Annotated in this window: 11 protein-coding genes and 1 riboswitch; of the genes, 6 read left to right on the forward strand and 5 right to left on the reverse strand. The window is 70.9% G+C overall.

What is annotated here, in order from left to right; all coding sequences use genetic code 11:
* Positions 1-5: 5 nt before the first annotated feature.
* Positions 6-1,367, reverse strand: coding sequence for a M20/M25/M40 family metallo-hydrolase (locus tag ACH35V_RS30310; protein WP_395977471.1), 1,362 nt, complete (start codon positions 1,365-1,367; stop codon positions 6-8).
* Between the two features lie 250 nt (positions 1,368-1,617).
* Between ACH35V_RS30310 and ACH35V_RS30315 the strand changes: the two genes are divergently transcribed.
* Together ACH35V_RS30315 and ACH35V_RS30320 are read left to right on the forward strand one after the other, a co-directional pair.
* On the forward strand, positions 1,618-2,004 hold the full coding sequence (locus ACH35V_RS30315) for a hypothetical protein (RefSeq protein WP_395977473.1): 387 nt from the start codon (positions 1,618-1,620) through the stop codon (positions 2,002-2,004).
* Positions 2,005-2,395: 391 nt separating this feature from the next.
* A riboswitch (cyclic di-AMP (ydaO/yuaA leader) is annotated at positions 2,396-2,536 on the forward strand.
* A gap of 6 nt (positions 2,537-2,542) precedes the next feature.
* Positions 2,543-3,205, forward strand: coding sequence for a hypothetical protein (locus ACH35V_RS30320; protein WP_395977475.1), 663 nt, complete (start codon positions 2,543-2,545; stop codon positions 3,203-3,205).
* Between the two features lie 282 nt (positions 3,206-3,487).
* On the opposite strand, the gene ACH35V_RS30325 is transcribed toward ACH35V_RS30320, so the two are convergent.
* Complete coding sequence (locus ACH35V_RS30325) at positions 3,488-4,144, reverse strand: DUF4360 domain-containing protein (RefSeq protein ID WP_395977477.1); 657 nt, start codon at positions 4,142-4,144, stop codon at positions 3,488-3,490.
* Positions 4,145-4,632: 488 nt separating this feature from the next.
* Between ACH35V_RS30325 and ACH35V_RS30330 the strand changes: the two genes are divergently transcribed.
* Both ACH35V_RS30330 and ACH35V_RS30335 read left to right on the forward strand, forming a co-directional pair.
* Complete coding sequence (locus ACH35V_RS30330; RefSeq protein WP_395977479.1) at positions 4,633-8,415, forward strand: multicopper oxidase domain-containing protein; 3,783 nt, start codon at positions 4,633-4,635, stop codon at positions 8,413-8,415.
* Positions 8,416-8,630: 215 nt separating this feature from the next.
* Positions 8,631-9,062 carry a Fur family transcriptional regulator gene (locus ACH35V_RS30335; RefSeq protein WP_395977481.1) on the forward strand — a complete coding sequence of 144 codons (432 nt, stop codon included), beginning with the start codon at positions 8,631-8,633 and terminating at the stop codon, positions 9,060-9,062.
* 75 nt (positions 9,063-9,137) lie between these two features.
* On the opposite strand, the gene katG is transcribed toward ACH35V_RS30335, so the two are convergent.
* Positions 9,138-11,366 carry a catalase/peroxidase HPI gene (gene katG / locus ACH35V_RS30340; protein WP_395977483.1) on the reverse strand — a complete coding sequence of 743 codons (2,229 nt, stop codon included), beginning with the start codon at positions 11,364-11,366 and terminating at the stop codon, positions 9,138-9,140.
* A gap of 30 nt (positions 11,367-11,396) precedes the next feature.
* Positions 11,397-11,801: a Fur family transcriptional regulator gene (locus ACH35V_RS30345; RefSeq protein ID WP_395977705.1), complete on the reverse strand. Its 405-nt coding sequence runs from the start codon at positions 11,799-11,801 to the stop codon at positions 11,397-11,399.
* A gap of 212 nt (positions 11,802-12,013) precedes the next feature.
* On the opposite strand from ACH35V_RS30345, the gene ACH35V_RS30350 reads away from it, so the two are divergent.
* Positions 12,014-12,460, forward strand: coding sequence for a hypothetical protein (locus tag ACH35V_RS30350; RefSeq protein ID WP_395977485.1), 447 nt, complete (start codon positions 12,014-12,016; stop codon positions 12,458-12,460).
* 111 nt (positions 12,461-12,571) lie between these two features.
* On the opposite strand, the gene ACH35V_RS30355 is transcribed toward ACH35V_RS30350, so the two are convergent.
* Positions 12,572-12,799 carry a hypothetical protein gene (locus ACH35V_RS30355; protein ID WP_395977487.1) on the reverse strand — a complete coding sequence of 76 codons (228 nt, stop codon included), beginning with the start codon at positions 12,797-12,799 and terminating at the stop codon, positions 12,572-12,574.
* Between the two features lie 278 nt (positions 12,800-13,077).
* Between ACH35V_RS30355 and ACH35V_RS30360 the strand changes: the two genes are divergently transcribed.
* Positions 13,078-13,281, forward strand: a complete 204-nt coding sequence (locus ACH35V_RS30360) for a cold-shock protein (protein ID WP_131971577.1) — start codon at positions 13,078-13,080, stop codon at positions 13,279-13,281.
* Positions 13,282-13,294: the final 13 nt, after the last annotated feature.

Below are 13,294 nucleotides of genomic sequence, written 5' to 3' on the forward strand. Positions count from 1 at the left end.
CGCCGCTACTTGTGGCGCGCCACCTCGTACGCGGCGCAGCCGATGATCTCCATCGAGACCTGGAGCCGCTTCAGGCTGATGTTCTGCGCGATCGTGTCCTCGGGGGTGTGGTAGATCGGTTCGAGCTGGCTCGGCGCCTCGTTGCCGCGCCAGCTGAAGTTGCCCGCGGCGATGCCGCGCTCGTAGAAGGCCTCGTGGTCGCTGGAGCCGCGGGCGGTGGGGCCCTGGACCTGGTCGACGTAGCCGAGCCGGCGCGCGGCGGCGTTCACCGCGGCGGTGGTGGTGTTGTCCTTGCCGTCCACGGACAGCAGCCAGTACGTCTCCGCGGGCGGGTGGCTGGTGGCGACCATGTCGTTCTGGAAGCAGCCGCTGATCCGCTTGACGCCCGCGTCGTCGAGCCCCTTCACGTAGTGCCGGGAGCCGATCAGGCCGTTCTCCTCCGCGCCCCACAGGTAGATGCGGATCGCCTGCTGGGTGGGCAGCCGCTTGAGGACGCGCGCCAGCTCCAGGCACAGCACCGTCCCGCTGCCGTCGTCGTTGGCGCCGGGCGAGCCGGGGACGCTGTCGTAGTGGGCGCTGACGATGACGGCCTTGCCGTCGGGGTTGGGCAGCGTCGCCTTCCGCTCCGCCAGGACGTTGTACGACGTCATCCCGGTGTGCTCGGTGATGTCGAACGACAGCCGCCGGGCTCCCGCGCGGATCCGCTCGCCGTGGTATCCGGCCAGGCCGAGCACCGGGATGGCGACCTTCTCGTTCAGGGCCGGGGCGAACGAGGCGGCCTTGCGCTCGGGGAAGGAGTCCGAGCGCGCGTTGACGATGAGCGCCGCCTTGGCGCCGGCGGCCGCGGCGGCCTTGGCCTGGTCGGTCTCCCGGCCGAGGATGCGGTCGAACACCACCAGCTTGCCGTCAGCGTCGTCCGGGACCTCGAAGACCTTGCCGACGTCCAGCACCGTTCCGCGCACGGAGTCGGTCGCGCCCTGCAGCGAGGCGCTGGCCTGCCAGAGCCGTTCGCCCTTGGCGCGGATCTCAGCCAAATTCTTGTCGGCGACTGGGAAGGGCTGAAGCTCGACCTTGTAGCCGAGGTCGCGCAGGACCCCGGCGATGTAGCGGGCGGCGCGATGCTCGGACTCGGTCCCGGCGATGCGCCAGCCGATCCCGTCGCTGAGCGCCTTCAGGTGCCGCAGCGCCCGGCGGGTGTCGATGCGCGCGACGACGGCCTTGTCGCCGGTGGTGAGGGAGGGCGGCAGCAGGGCGCCGGGGCGCTGCCGGGTCGCGGCGGCGGCGGTGCCGGGCAGCAGGCCGACGGTCGCGAATCCGGCGAAGGCCGCGGCTCCGGCGAGCAGGTCGCGGCGATTGACCTCGGACATGGACGTCTCCTCGGGGAGATCTGGGCGCATACCCGTCCCGTGCCCGGATTTCGAGCCGGTAACGGACGACGGCGCCGCGAGGAACAGGGCCCCCGTTGCCGGAAATCTATGAAATCACCCCAATTCCGACAAGGACGGCTGATCGCTCCGCAACTCAAACGTGATCAAGCCGGGACCCCTCTTGCGTAACGCAATAAGATGGGGACATCCCTCGCATCAGCGGACGGTTCATGCGAACAGAGGTGAGTGGATGTACCCGATTCCGCCCGGCGGAGCCGAACCCGTCCTGCTGCAGATCGGCGATATCTCCCTGACGAGCGCGCACGTCCTCCTCCCGTACGGGCGTTACCCGCTGCACGGCGCGACCTGGATCATCCAGGACTCCACCCAGGTCACCGAGGGCATCCCGACGGTGGCCATCGTCCTGACGATCATCTTCGTCTGGTTCTGCCTGCTGGGGCTGCTCTTCCTGCTGATGAAGGAGCGCCGCTACCTCGGCTTCGTGACCATCTCCGTGACCGGTCCCGGCTTCCACCACACCGCCCAGTTCCCGCCGGGCCCGCAGACGAGCGCGTGGGCCGCGCACGCGGTGGCGCAGGCCCGCGGCATCACCGCGATGGCGCCTCCCGTCCCCTAGCCTGCCGCCGCTGAGGGCGCTGAGCTGCAGCGTTGTTGATTTTGTCCGAGTTTGCCTTCCTTTGGCGTAGCGAGTAGCTTGTCGCTCACCAAGGCGCTCGCCAGGCGTTTTGCCCCACCGTGTCCGTCCGGACACGGTCCCCCGGACGGCGCCGCCGGACGGGGGTGGCGGCGGCGCGACCCACGCGTCGTCTGGTGACGGTCCTGCCGCGCGGTCTCCCCGAGACCCGTTCTCAGCCCGGCCATGCGCACGCCGACGTGCGGCGCTGAGCGAAGCCAGGACCGGTTCACAGAGCGGCGTCCCTCCCTGGGGCGCCACCACATCAGCGCCGCTCTTTCGCACGCGGGACACAAGGGTCCCGCGGATGGGCCGTCATGCCCTGATCAGGATCGCAGCGGCAACGCCGAGTCCGCCGCCGCGCGGAGCCGGGGACCCACATCGCACTGGGGTGAATCGGCCTGCCCCCAGGCCGTAGGGCGACTTCCACGTCCGAACCCGTCAGCTAACCCGGTAGGCGTCTGGAAGCCAAGGAGACCCCTTGCAAGGCAAGCACGCCAAAAACCGCTTTCCCCTAGGCCCGCGTACGACCGGCGCCCTGTTCGGCCTCGCCTTCTTCGGCGTGGTCGCGGGCACCGCGCACGCGTCGGACCTGTCCGACCCCGGCTCCGGCTCGGGCTCGGGCTCCGGCGACAAGGTCGCCGCAGCACAGGTCTTCCCCCACAAGAAGTCCAAGCGGGCCGTGCCGGACGCGTCCGGCGAGAAGGCCGACACCACGAAGTCCGCCAAGTCGGACGCCCGCTCCGAAGTGATCGCGCGGGCCAAGACCTGGAACCCGGGCACGGACGACCGGGTCCGCTACAGCCAGGTCCGCAGCCACAACGGGTACCGCGCCGACTGCTCCGGCTACGTCTCGATGACGCTGGGGCTGGACAAGCCCGGCCCGAACACCCAGGGCCTCACCTCGTCGCGGTACACCGAGCGCATCTCGATGGACGAGCTGAAGAAGGGCGACCTCGTCATGGACGCGGAGGGCACCAACACCACCCGCCACGTCGTCATCTTCGAGAAGTGGGCGAACAGCGACCGCACGTCCTACTGGGCGTACGAGCAGCGCGGCCGGTACGGCACCGACCACCGGACGCGCGACTACGGCCTGGACTCGGGCAGCGAGTACAAGGCGTACCGACCGAAGAACCTCTAGGACCCGAAGAACCTCTGGGTACCGAAAACACCGCAACGCCCGGCCGGGTGCGTCCCGGCCGGGCGTTCGCGTGCGGCACGCGCGGGGGCGTTCGCGTGCCGGCACGCGCGGTGCGAGTCAAGACGGCCGCAGGGGGAGGCGCGGACGCCTCCCCCTGCGGTTGAAGATCTGTCCGAATCAGGCGACGTTGCGTGATCGGACGGCGACCATCCGATCAGGCACGCCCTGTTCCGGCCGCGCGGCGCTCACCCTTTGCGGGGATCGCGTCACGCAATGCGCGAATCAGGCGCAGCTTTTCCACACGAGGTGGTAGACGGAGTTCCCGCGCGCGGATTCCATTGCGATGAAACTGGACTTGGCCGAGTCGCCCGCGTCCACCCGCAGTTCGGTGTTGATGTTCAGGTTGCGGTCCTTGCCGCAGGGCTTGAAGATCCGGCCCTGGGCGTCGGTCTTGTCGGCGAACTTCCAGTCGTCGTCGAACGGGCCCTTGAGCGTGTGGGTGACCGACTGCGACTCCGAGTTGCCCTGGAAGTAGTAGTTCGTGCGGCGCACCGCGGTGGCGCCGGCCTCCAGGTGGGCGTAGCCGCGGGACTCGATCCCGACGACCGCGAAGGTGTACCCCTCGGGCGCGTCGACCTGCACGCTGAGCTGGCAGTTCTTCCGGAAGTCCGTGGACGGCGCGTCACCGCCCGCCCAGGCCACGTACTTGTCGTAGGTGACGGTGAAGGCGGTGTTGCCGTGCGAGGGGGTGACCTTCGTGGTGCCGGCCGGGCAGCCGGAGCCGTTGATGGTCTCGACGCCGATGGTGACCTTGCTGGGCACGGGCGGGGCGTCGGCGGCGGGGGGGTCGATCGAGGCGGAGGCGGCGGTGGCGGTCGCCAGCGTGGGGAGGAGCAGGGCAGCGCCCACCGCGATCGCCGTACGTGTGGCGTTCTTCATGGGTCGTATCTCTCAGGGGGTTTGTGGGTTGACGCCTTCGCCGCACCCGCGCCGCACCGGCCGTTACCGGCGTATTTACGGAGGACTTTGACGTCAACACGTCAATGGCGATCCTCTCGGTCTGGAGAATCATCCGAGAGGGTATTCCGGTTGCGCCGACTTGGTCAACACTTTGCCTTTGCGCCTTATTAACAATTAACATTGCGTTTGTTGCGCTCTTTAAGGATGCCGTTTACCGCGTTTACGGCACGCGCTTGGACGGCCCGCGGGCGCCGCGCGGGCACTGACCGGATTCGGCGGGAACAACTTGACTGCCGAGTTCGTCATACTTGTCAACATCCCGCGCGCACACCGCGACCCGCGCATCGCGCGCCGAGCACCCCGCGAACCCCGCATACCCCGCGCACCTCGCATACCCCGCGCAGGCCGGGCCGCCGTCACCAGAGGGACGGCCGCCGACACAACGGGAGTTCCAGGGGGATTCATAGATGCCCGTGAAGAGGGTGTACGACGTCGTCGCGCTGCACGTTCCCATCGTCTTCGACGCGCACGGGGACCACGACCGCAACGGGATGATCTTCACGCTGGCCGACCACGAGACCGAGCTCAAGGAGGTCCGGGAGAGCTTTCCCACGCCCTTCCCCGACCCGCTGGAGCATCCGGAGCTGCTCCCCGACCCGCACCCGCTCGTCCGCCCGCTGGTGCTGCGGGCCCGGGTGGGCGAGCGGGTCGTCGTCCGGTTCCGCAACGAGCTGCGGCAGCGGGCCGGAATCCACGCCAAGGGCGTCGGGCACCGGGTCGTGACCGCCGACGGAGGCGCCGTCGGCCGGAACCCGGACTCGGCCGTCGCGCCGGGCGGCTCGATCGTCTACGAGTGGGACGCCGCGGACGAGGGCGTGTTCTTCCTCGGCGACCTCGCCGACCTCCGCGGCGGCGAGGACGGCTCCCAGGCCCACGGCCTGTTCGGCGCGCTGATCGTCGAGCCGGAGGGCGCCACCTGGACCGACCCGGTCACCGGCGGCCCGCTGCTGGACGGCCTGTACGCCGACGTCCACGTCCCGGGGCAGGAGAGCTTCCGCGAGTACGCGCTGTTCATGCAGGACGAGTCGCCCAACGACAACCCCGTCCTGCCGCCGCACCCGCTCTACGAGTGCGAGCGGCCCCGGCCGCACACGCACGCGCCCGCGGCGGGCGGGGAACGGCTGGCGCCCGTCCTGTTCCCAGAGCACGACGACGACCACGGGGGCGGGCACGGCAGCGAGCACCCGCAGAACGACCACGCCGCCTCGATGATGCTCATGAGCTACCGCACCGAGCCGATGGGCTGGCGCTCCCTCGCCTACGAGCGGATGCTCGAAGCGGGCGAGATCGACCCGGCGCGGGACGCGATCGTCGGCGAGGAGCAGCACCACAGCTCCTGGTTGTTCGGCGACCCGCAGACGCCAATCTTCCGCGCCTACGGCGGCGACCCGTCCAAGATCAGGCTGGTGCACGCCGGGGTGAAGGAGACGCACGTCTTCCACCTCCACCTGCACCAGTGGCGGGCCGTGCCGGGGAACGGCGCGTCGCCCATCATCGACTCCGTCACGATCAGCCCGCAGCAGGCGTTCACGATCGAGCCGATCGGCGGCGCGGGCTCGGTGCAGGCGGCGACCGGCGACATCATCTTCCACTGCCACCTCTATCCCCATTTCCACTCCGGCATGTGGGGCATGTGGCGGGTCTTCGACGTCCTCCAGGACGGCGCCGGACGCTACCCGGACGGCACGCCCATCGCGCCGCTCCGCCCGCTGCCCGGACGCGCTGAACCGCCCGCCGCCAGCGCCGAGCGTCCGGGCTTCCCGGCGTTCATCGACGGGACGTTCCCGCAGAAGTCGCCGCGCCCGCCGCGCACGCCCGCGATGCCGGCGGGGATGGGAAGGGAGCCGACCGCGCTGGAGCGGGCGGCGTTCGTCCCCGACCCGCAACCGGGCGAGGCGTTCACCAAGATCACGCTGGACCCGGACGCGCCCGTCCGCCGCTACCACCTCGTCGTCATGCAGGGCACGCTGCACTACTTCGAGAGCCACCACCACGGGGGCGACGACGGCGGCGGCCACGGCGGCGACCACGGGGGCGGCCACGGCGGCGGCGGTGATCACAAAGAGACCTGGCATGATCATCGCGGCGTGTTCTTCGTCCTCCAGGAGGAGATCGACGCCGCGGGCGGGATCGAGAACTTCCGGAAGGAGCTCGCCAAGGGCACCCGGAAGATCGAGCCGATCGCGATCCGCGGCCGCAAGGGCGAGATCATCGAGTTCACCCTGACCAACGCGCTCCCGCCGGGCTGCCACGAGGAGACGGCGTTCGACGCCGTCCTGCCGTTCCAGCCGGAGTGCGGGCTGCACGTCCACCTGGTGAAGTTCGACCCGCTGGTGTCGGACGGCGCCAGCGTCGGCTGGAACTACCTGTCCGGGACGACCACCGCCGACGCCGGCCCGGAGGACCACGAGCGGTACCGCTCCTGGATGTACCGGTGGTACTGCGACGAGGAGTTCGGCGTCGTCTTCTTCCACGACCACCTGCTGGCCAACGAGCGGCAGCGGCACGGCCTGTTCGGCTCCATGATCGCCGAACCGGAGGGCGCCGTCTGGGTCGACCCGCACGACCACGACCGGGAGGTCCGCAACGCGGCGCAGGCCGTGGTGAAGCTGCCGGACGGGAGCGCCTTCCGCGAGCAGGTGGTCCCGGTCGCCGACTTCGTCCCGCTGATCAAGCACGGCGCCGGGGAGCACGGCGAGCCGATCAACCCGCCGGACTTCCCCGGCGCCCTCGACGACCAGGGCACGATGGCCGTCGGATACCGCTGCGAGCCGCTCCACGAGCGTCCCGGCGACCCGGCCGACTGGTTCTCCAGCGCAGTGCACGGCGACCCGCAGACGCCATTACTGCGCGCATACCCCGGCGAGCAGCTCCGCGTCCGCCTCTACCAGGGATCGCACGAGGAGCAGCACGGATTCACCGTCCACGGCATGCGCTGGCACGCCTGGCGGGACGATCCGCGCTCGCCGCTGCGCACGCAGCAGACCCTCGGCATCTCCGAGGCGTTCAGCCTGCACATGGACCCGACGCACAGCCCCGGCGACCATATGTGGGCGTTCTCGGCCATCGACGACACGTGGCTGGGCTGCTGGGGCCTGTTCCGCCTCCACGAGGAGGAGCAGGACGACCTCCCGCCGCTTCCGGACGCGTTCGGCGACGACGGGCCGCCGCCGTTCGACGAGCGCCCCGACGCGGGCAATGTCCGGCGCTACCACGTCCGGGCGGTCGCCCGCGAGATCCACTACAGCGACCGGCGCAGCGACCCGTTCGGCCTGGTCTACACCGTGGACGGGGCGCCGGAGGGCGAGCCGCTCGTCCTGCGGTGCCGGGCGGGCGAGTGGGTGGAGCTGACGCTCTCGAACGAGGTGGACGTCCCGCCCGAGCCGACGCCGTACGACCCGCCGCTCCCGGCCCTGGACGAGCCGGGCGACCGGGAGGTGTCGGCGCGGGTGTCGCTGCATCCGGTCGGGCCGCTGCGCTACGACGTCCGCGACAGCGACGGCGCGTTCGCCGGCCGCAACGAGGACGGCACGGTCAAGCCGGGCGCGGACGTCACCTACCGCTGGTACGCGGACACCCCCGGCGTGATCCTCCTGGAGGACCGCGCCGACCTCCGCACCCACCGCCACCGCGGTCTGGTGGGCGCCCTGGTGGTGGAGCCGTCCGACGCCACTCCGGTAGGCGGGGCGTGGACGGGCCACCAGGCGGTCATCCGCCGCCCTGGCGGCGAGGACGTCCACGAGCTGGTCCTGATCCTCCAGGACGGCGTGCGCCAGTACCACCACGGCGACCCCACCCAGCCGGTGACCGACCTGGAGGACGAGCCCGAGGACTCGGGGCAGAAGGCGTTCAACTACCGGAGCGCCCATCTGTTCCCGCACCGTCCGTCCCTGGCGCTGGACGATCCGGGCACTCCGATGCTGCGGTGCCGTCCGGGCGATCTCGTCCAGGTCCATCTGGTGGTGGGGGCCGACCGTCCGCGCAACCACTCCTTCCAGATCCACGGGCAGACCTGGCCTATGGAGGAGCACCTCGACACCCCGCGCATGGGCGCGATCGGCGGGCTGACCAACGGGACCCTCCGCAGCCTGACGTTCAGGGCCGGGGAGCCCGGGGACTACGCCTACCGGACGGGCGCGTTCCGCTGGGCGCTGGCCGAGGGGCTGTGGGGCCTGATCCGCGTCCGCTGACGGCGTCCCGCCCGGCCACCCCGCCCGGCCACCCCGGCCGGCCGCGGGCGTCCGTCCGGCCACGGGCGTCCGTCCGTTGTGCGTGCCGGTCGGCGGTCCTCCCCGACCGCCGGCCGGCCGCTCGCCCGCGAGCGCGTCGATCGCCGAATGTCCGATTAGACTTGCATCGTTCGCTGTCCGAAGTTTTTCGCGTCCCCGAGGTTAGGTTCGGCGCCATGACCGCATCCCCCCCGACCACCGCCGAGGAGCTGCGCGGGGCCGGCCTGCGGGTGACGGCCGCCCGGGTCGCGCTGCTGGAGACCGTCCGGGAGGGCGACCACCTCGGCGTCGAGGCGCTCGCGTCCGGGGTGCGCGACCGGGTCGGCCACATCTCGCTGCAGGCCGTGTACGAGGCGCTCCACGCGCTCACCGCCGCCGGGCTGGTGCGCCGCATCGAACCCGCCGGGAGCCCGGCCCGGTTCGAGGGACGCGTCGGCGACAACCACCACCACCTGGTGTGCCGCAATTGCGGCTCGGTCAAGGACGTCGACTGCGCCGTCGGCCACCCGCCCTGCCTGGACCCGGTCGACGACGCCGGATACCTGATCGACGAGGCCGACGTCACGTTCTGGGGCCTCTGCCCCAAGTGCCGCCCCAAGCCCACCTGATCAAGCCCGGCTGATCACGACATGAAAACGTCCGGGCCGGCCAGCGCAAATGCTGGCCGGCCCGGACGCCGTCTGTCAGCGAAGCTCGAACCGGTCGAGGTTCATGACCTTGTCCCAGGCCGCGACGAAGTCGTTCACGAACTTCGTCGCCGAGCCGTCGCTCGCGTAGACCTCGGCGAGGGCGCGCAGCTCGGCGTGCGAGCCGAAGACGAGGTCGACGCGGCTGCCGGTCCACCTGACCGCGCCCGCGGCGTCGCGGCCCTCGAAGGTCTCCGCGTCATCGGAGGTCGGCTGCCACGTGGTGTCGAGGTCGAGCAGGTTGACGAAGAAGTCGTTCGTCAGCGTCCCCGGCGACGCGGTGAAGACGCCCAGCGACGACCCCTGGTGGTTCGCGCCCAGCACCCGGAGCCCGCCGATGAGGACGGTCATCTCCGGCGCGCTCAGCGTGAGCAGGTTCGCCCGGTCGAGCAGCAGGTACTCGGCCGGGAGCCGGTTGCCCTTCCCGACGAAGTTGCGGAACCCGTCGACGGACGGCTCCATCTCCTCGAAGGACTCGACGTCGGTCTGCTCCTGCGACGCGTCCGTCCGGCCCGGGGTGAACGGGACCGTGACGGTGTGCCCGGCGGCCTTGGCGGCCTGCTCCACGGCCGCGCAGCCGCCGAGGACGATCAGGTCGGCGAGCGAGATCCGCTTGCCGCCGGTCTGGGCGGAGTCGAAGGACTCCTTGATCCCCTCCAGGCTGCGCAGCACCATCCGCAGCTGGTCCGGGTCGTTGACGTCCCAGCCGTTCTGCGGTTCGAGGCGGACGCGGGCGCCGTTGGCGCCGCCGCGCTTGTCGGTGCCGCGGAACGACGCGGCCGACGCCCACGCGGTGGCGACCAGCTGCGCGACCGACAGGCCCGAGCCGAGGATCTGCTGCTTGAGCGCCGCGATGTCCGCGTCGTCGACGAGCTCGTGGTCGACCTCGGGCACGGGGTCCTGCCACACGAGCGTCTCGGCCGGGACCTCCGGGCCGAGGTAGCGCGCGATCGGGCCCATGTCGCGGTGGGTCAGCTTGAACCACGCGCGGGCGAACGCCTCCGCGAACGCCTCCGGGTTCTCCAGGAACCGGCGCGAGATCGGCTCGTAGATCGGGTCGAACCGGAGCGACAGGTCGGTGGTGAGCATGGTCGGGTGGGTGCGCTTGGACGGGTCGTGCGCGTCCGGGACGGTGCCCGCGCCCGCGCCGTCCTTCGGCCGCCACTGGTTCGCCCCGGCGGGGCTCTTGAACAGCTCCCAGTCGTAGCGGAACAGCGTCTCGAAGAACGAGTTGTCCCAGGTCGTCGGGGTGGGCGTCCAGATGCCCTCAAGGCCGCTGGTGATCGCGTCCGCGCCGACGCCGGTGCCGTAGGTGCTCTTCCAGCCGAGGCCCTGCTGCTCCAGCGGGGCGGCCTCCGGCTCGGGGCCGACGTGGTCGGCGGGGCCCGCGCCGTGCGTCTTGCCGAAGGTGTGGCCGCCGGCGATCAGCGCGACGGTCTCCTCGTCGTTCATCGCCATCCGGCGGAACGTCTCGCGGATGTCGCGGGCCGCGGCGATCGGGTCCGGGTTGCCGTTCGGGCCCTCCGGGTTGACGTAGATGAGGCCCATCTGGACGGCGCCCAGCGGGTTCTCCAGCTCGCGGTCGCCGGTGTAGCGCTCGTCGCCGAGCCAGGTGGTCTCGGGGCCCCAGTAGACGTCCTCCTCGGCCTCCCACGCGTCCTCGCGGCCGCCGGCGAAGCCGAACGTCTTGAAGCCCATCGTCTCCAGGGCGACGTTGCCGGTCAGGACCAGCAGGTCGGCCCAGGAGATCTGCTGGCCGTACTTCTTCTTCACCGGCCACAGCAGGCGGCGGGCCTTGTCGAGGCTCGCGTTGTCGGGCCAGCTGTTGAGCGGCGCGAAGCGCTGCTGGCCGGACCCGGCGCCGCCCCGGCCGTCGTGGACGCGGTACGTCCCGGCGCTGTGCCACGCCATCCGGATCATGAACGGGCCGTAGTGGCCGAAGTCCGCCGGCCACCAGTCCTTCGAGGTGGTGAGCACCTCGGCGATGTCCCGCTTGACGGCGGGGAGGTCAAGGCCGCCGAACGCCGTGGCGTAGTCGAAGCCCTCGTCGAGGGGGTTCGCCACGTCGGGGTTCTTGGCGAGGAGCTTCAGGTTGAGCCGGTTCGGCCACCAGCCGCGGTTGCCGCCGCCCTGCGTGGGGTGGGGGGCGCGGCCGTGGGCGACCGGACAGCCGCCCTCGCTCCCCGCGTTGGTGTCGTAAGCGAAGTTCTCGTTGTTTTCGGACATGTGAATCCTCCCAGGGCTATGCGCGGCGAATCAGGAGCTCTCAGTGGTGGAACAGTCGGGACACAGGCCCCAGTAGACGACCTCGGCCTCGTCGATCTCGAAGCCCCGGTCGTCGGAGGCGGTCAGGCAGGGCGCCTCGCCGACGGCGCAGTCGGCGTCGGCGATGACCCCGCACGACCGGCACACGACGTGGTGGTGGTTGTCGCCCACCCGCGACTCGTAGCGCGCCACGAACCCGGCCGGCTGGATCCGCCGGACCAGACCGGCCGTCGTCAGGGTGCGCAGCGAGTCGTACACGGCCTGGTGGGACACCGCCGGGAGATCCGCGCGCACGGCGCCGATGATCGAGTCCGTGTCGGCGTGCGGGTGCGCGTGCACCGCTTCGAGCACCGCCAACCGGGGGCGGGTCACGCGCAGCGCGGCGCCGCGCAGCATCTGCCGGAAGTCCAAGGCCATGGCCACGCCCACAGGCTGGCCCACTTTCTGGAATCAGTCAAGAATTGGACGGCATCGTGTTCGCGGGCCGGTCGCATGAGCGGTCGAATGCCGGGCACAAGAGCCCGTGACGCAACCAGACCGCGCCGGGACTGGCGGCGTCGGCCGCGCGGTGCCTCCCGGACCCGGCTGTCGCAACCCGGAGAATATCTGTGTCCACGTCAACGAGAGACAGCGCCGAAACCCCCCGGCCCGCGCTGCGCACCGGCCGCTGGCAGCTCCCGACCGGCCGCGCGACGGGCCGGCGGGCCCGCCGGGCGTACCGCCGCGCGCTGCGGCGATGGGGGCTGGGCTCGGCCGCCGACGAGCTCGCCGACCAGCTGACCGCGCTGGTCCAGGACGTCCTCGCCCGCAGCCCCATGCGGGGACGCGGGGCGATCGACCTCCGGCTGGAGCTGCGGGCGTCCGCCCGGATGCTGCTCGGCGAGATCCATCCGCTGCCCGCGCGTCCTGGGGCCGGCGATCAGGCCGAGGGAGGCGCGGGCGGGCGCGGCATCATCGTCATCACCTACGGCCGCAGGCCCGGCCGGCGCGGTGCGGGCGCGCGGTACGTCCACCGGTTCACCTGGTGGCGGACGGACTCCATCACCACCGACTGACGTCCCGGTGATGCTTTTCCACGCCGCGACTGAAGTGTCACCGATTTTTTACGAAATAGAACACCGGCCGATCGTTCGATGACACGTTCCACGTCCGACCGGCAAGGGGTTTCAGAGCTTGAAGAGTTTTTCGTACGGGGCGAGAATCCTGACCCGCCGCGTCCCGAAGTCGACCAGGACGGCCCGTCCCGGCTCCACCTCCAGGATCCGCCCGAGCCCGTACTTGTCGTGCGTGACCTGGTCCTGGAGCGCGAACTCCTTGGCGGGTGGGGCAGCGGGCGGGGGTTTGAAGGGGCTGGTGGGGAGATGTCGCCGCCTGGCGGGTCCGGAGCGCTTCATTACCGCATTATGCGCCCAACGGGCCTGTGCAGGGAACTCTCCCGCGCCCGACAGGAAATTCACAGCCGCGCCGGACGGCGGCGCTCCCGGGGGGCCTTGTTCGGGCCCCCGATTCGTGTGGTACTGTGCGAGTAGTTGCGGTTCCCATAGACATGTTCGTGCGCCTGTTGGATCTGAACCTCAGGCGCATTTTTGTTGTTCTGGATCTTCCGGATGGGCCATCGCGGCGTTCTCGGCCGGACAAGGTGTGCGGTCGTGACCGACCAGAGGAGATGACCATGGCCACCGGCACGGTCAAGTGGTTCAACGCCGAAAAGGGCTTCGGCTTCATCGAGCAGGACGGCGGCGGCGCCGACGTCTTCGCCCACTACACCAACATCGCTGCCCAGGGCTTTCGCGAGCTCCAGGAGGGCCAGAAGGTGACGTTCGACGTCACCCAGGGCCAGAAGGGCCTGCAGGCGGAGAACATCGTTCCCGCCTGACCCTGAGCTAGCA

Origin of the sequence: Actinomadura sp. 1N219, from assembly GCF_044326405.1 — a bacterium.
Taxonomy (GTDB): domain Bacteria; phylum Actinomycetota; class Actinomycetes; order Streptosporangiales; family Streptosporangiaceae; genus Spirillospora.

Coding starts and splice junctions, on each gene's coding strand:
- ACH35V_RS30345 (WP_395977705.1), bottom strand. CDS start 11,801: ATGCTGCGCGGCGCCGCGCTGCGCGTGACCCGCCCCCGGTTGGCGGTG.
- ACH35V_RS30355 (WP_395977487.1), bottom strand. CDS start 12,799: ATGAAGCGCTCCGGACCCGCCAGGCGGCGACATCTCCCCACCAGCCCC.
- ACH35V_RS30310 (WP_395977471.1), bottom strand. CDS start 1,367: ATGTCCGAGGTCAATCGCCGCGACCTGCTCGCCGGAGCCGCGGCCTTC.
- katG (WP_395977483.1), bottom strand. CDS start 11,366: ATGTCCGAAAACAACGAGAACTTCGCTTACGACACCAACGCGGGGAGC.
- ACH35V_RS30360 (WP_131971577.1), top strand. CDS start 13,078: ATGGCCACCGGCACGGTCAAGTGGTTCAACGCCGAAAAGGGCTTCGGC.
- ACH35V_RS30335 (WP_395977481.1), top strand. CDS start 8,631: ATGACCGCATCCCCCCCGACCACCGCCGAGGAGCTGCGCGGGGCCGGC.
- ACH35V_RS30325 (WP_395977477.1), bottom strand. CDS start 4,144: ATGAAGAACGCCACACGTACGGCGATCGCGGTGGGCGCTGCCCTGCTC.
- ACH35V_RS30330 (WP_395977479.1), top strand. CDS start 4,633: ATGCCCGTGAAGAGGGTGTACGACGTCGTCGCGCTGCACGTTCCCATC.
- ACH35V_RS30315 (WP_395977473.1), top strand. CDS start 1,618: ATGTACCCGATTCCGCCCGGCGGAGCCGAACCCGTCCTGCTGCAGATC.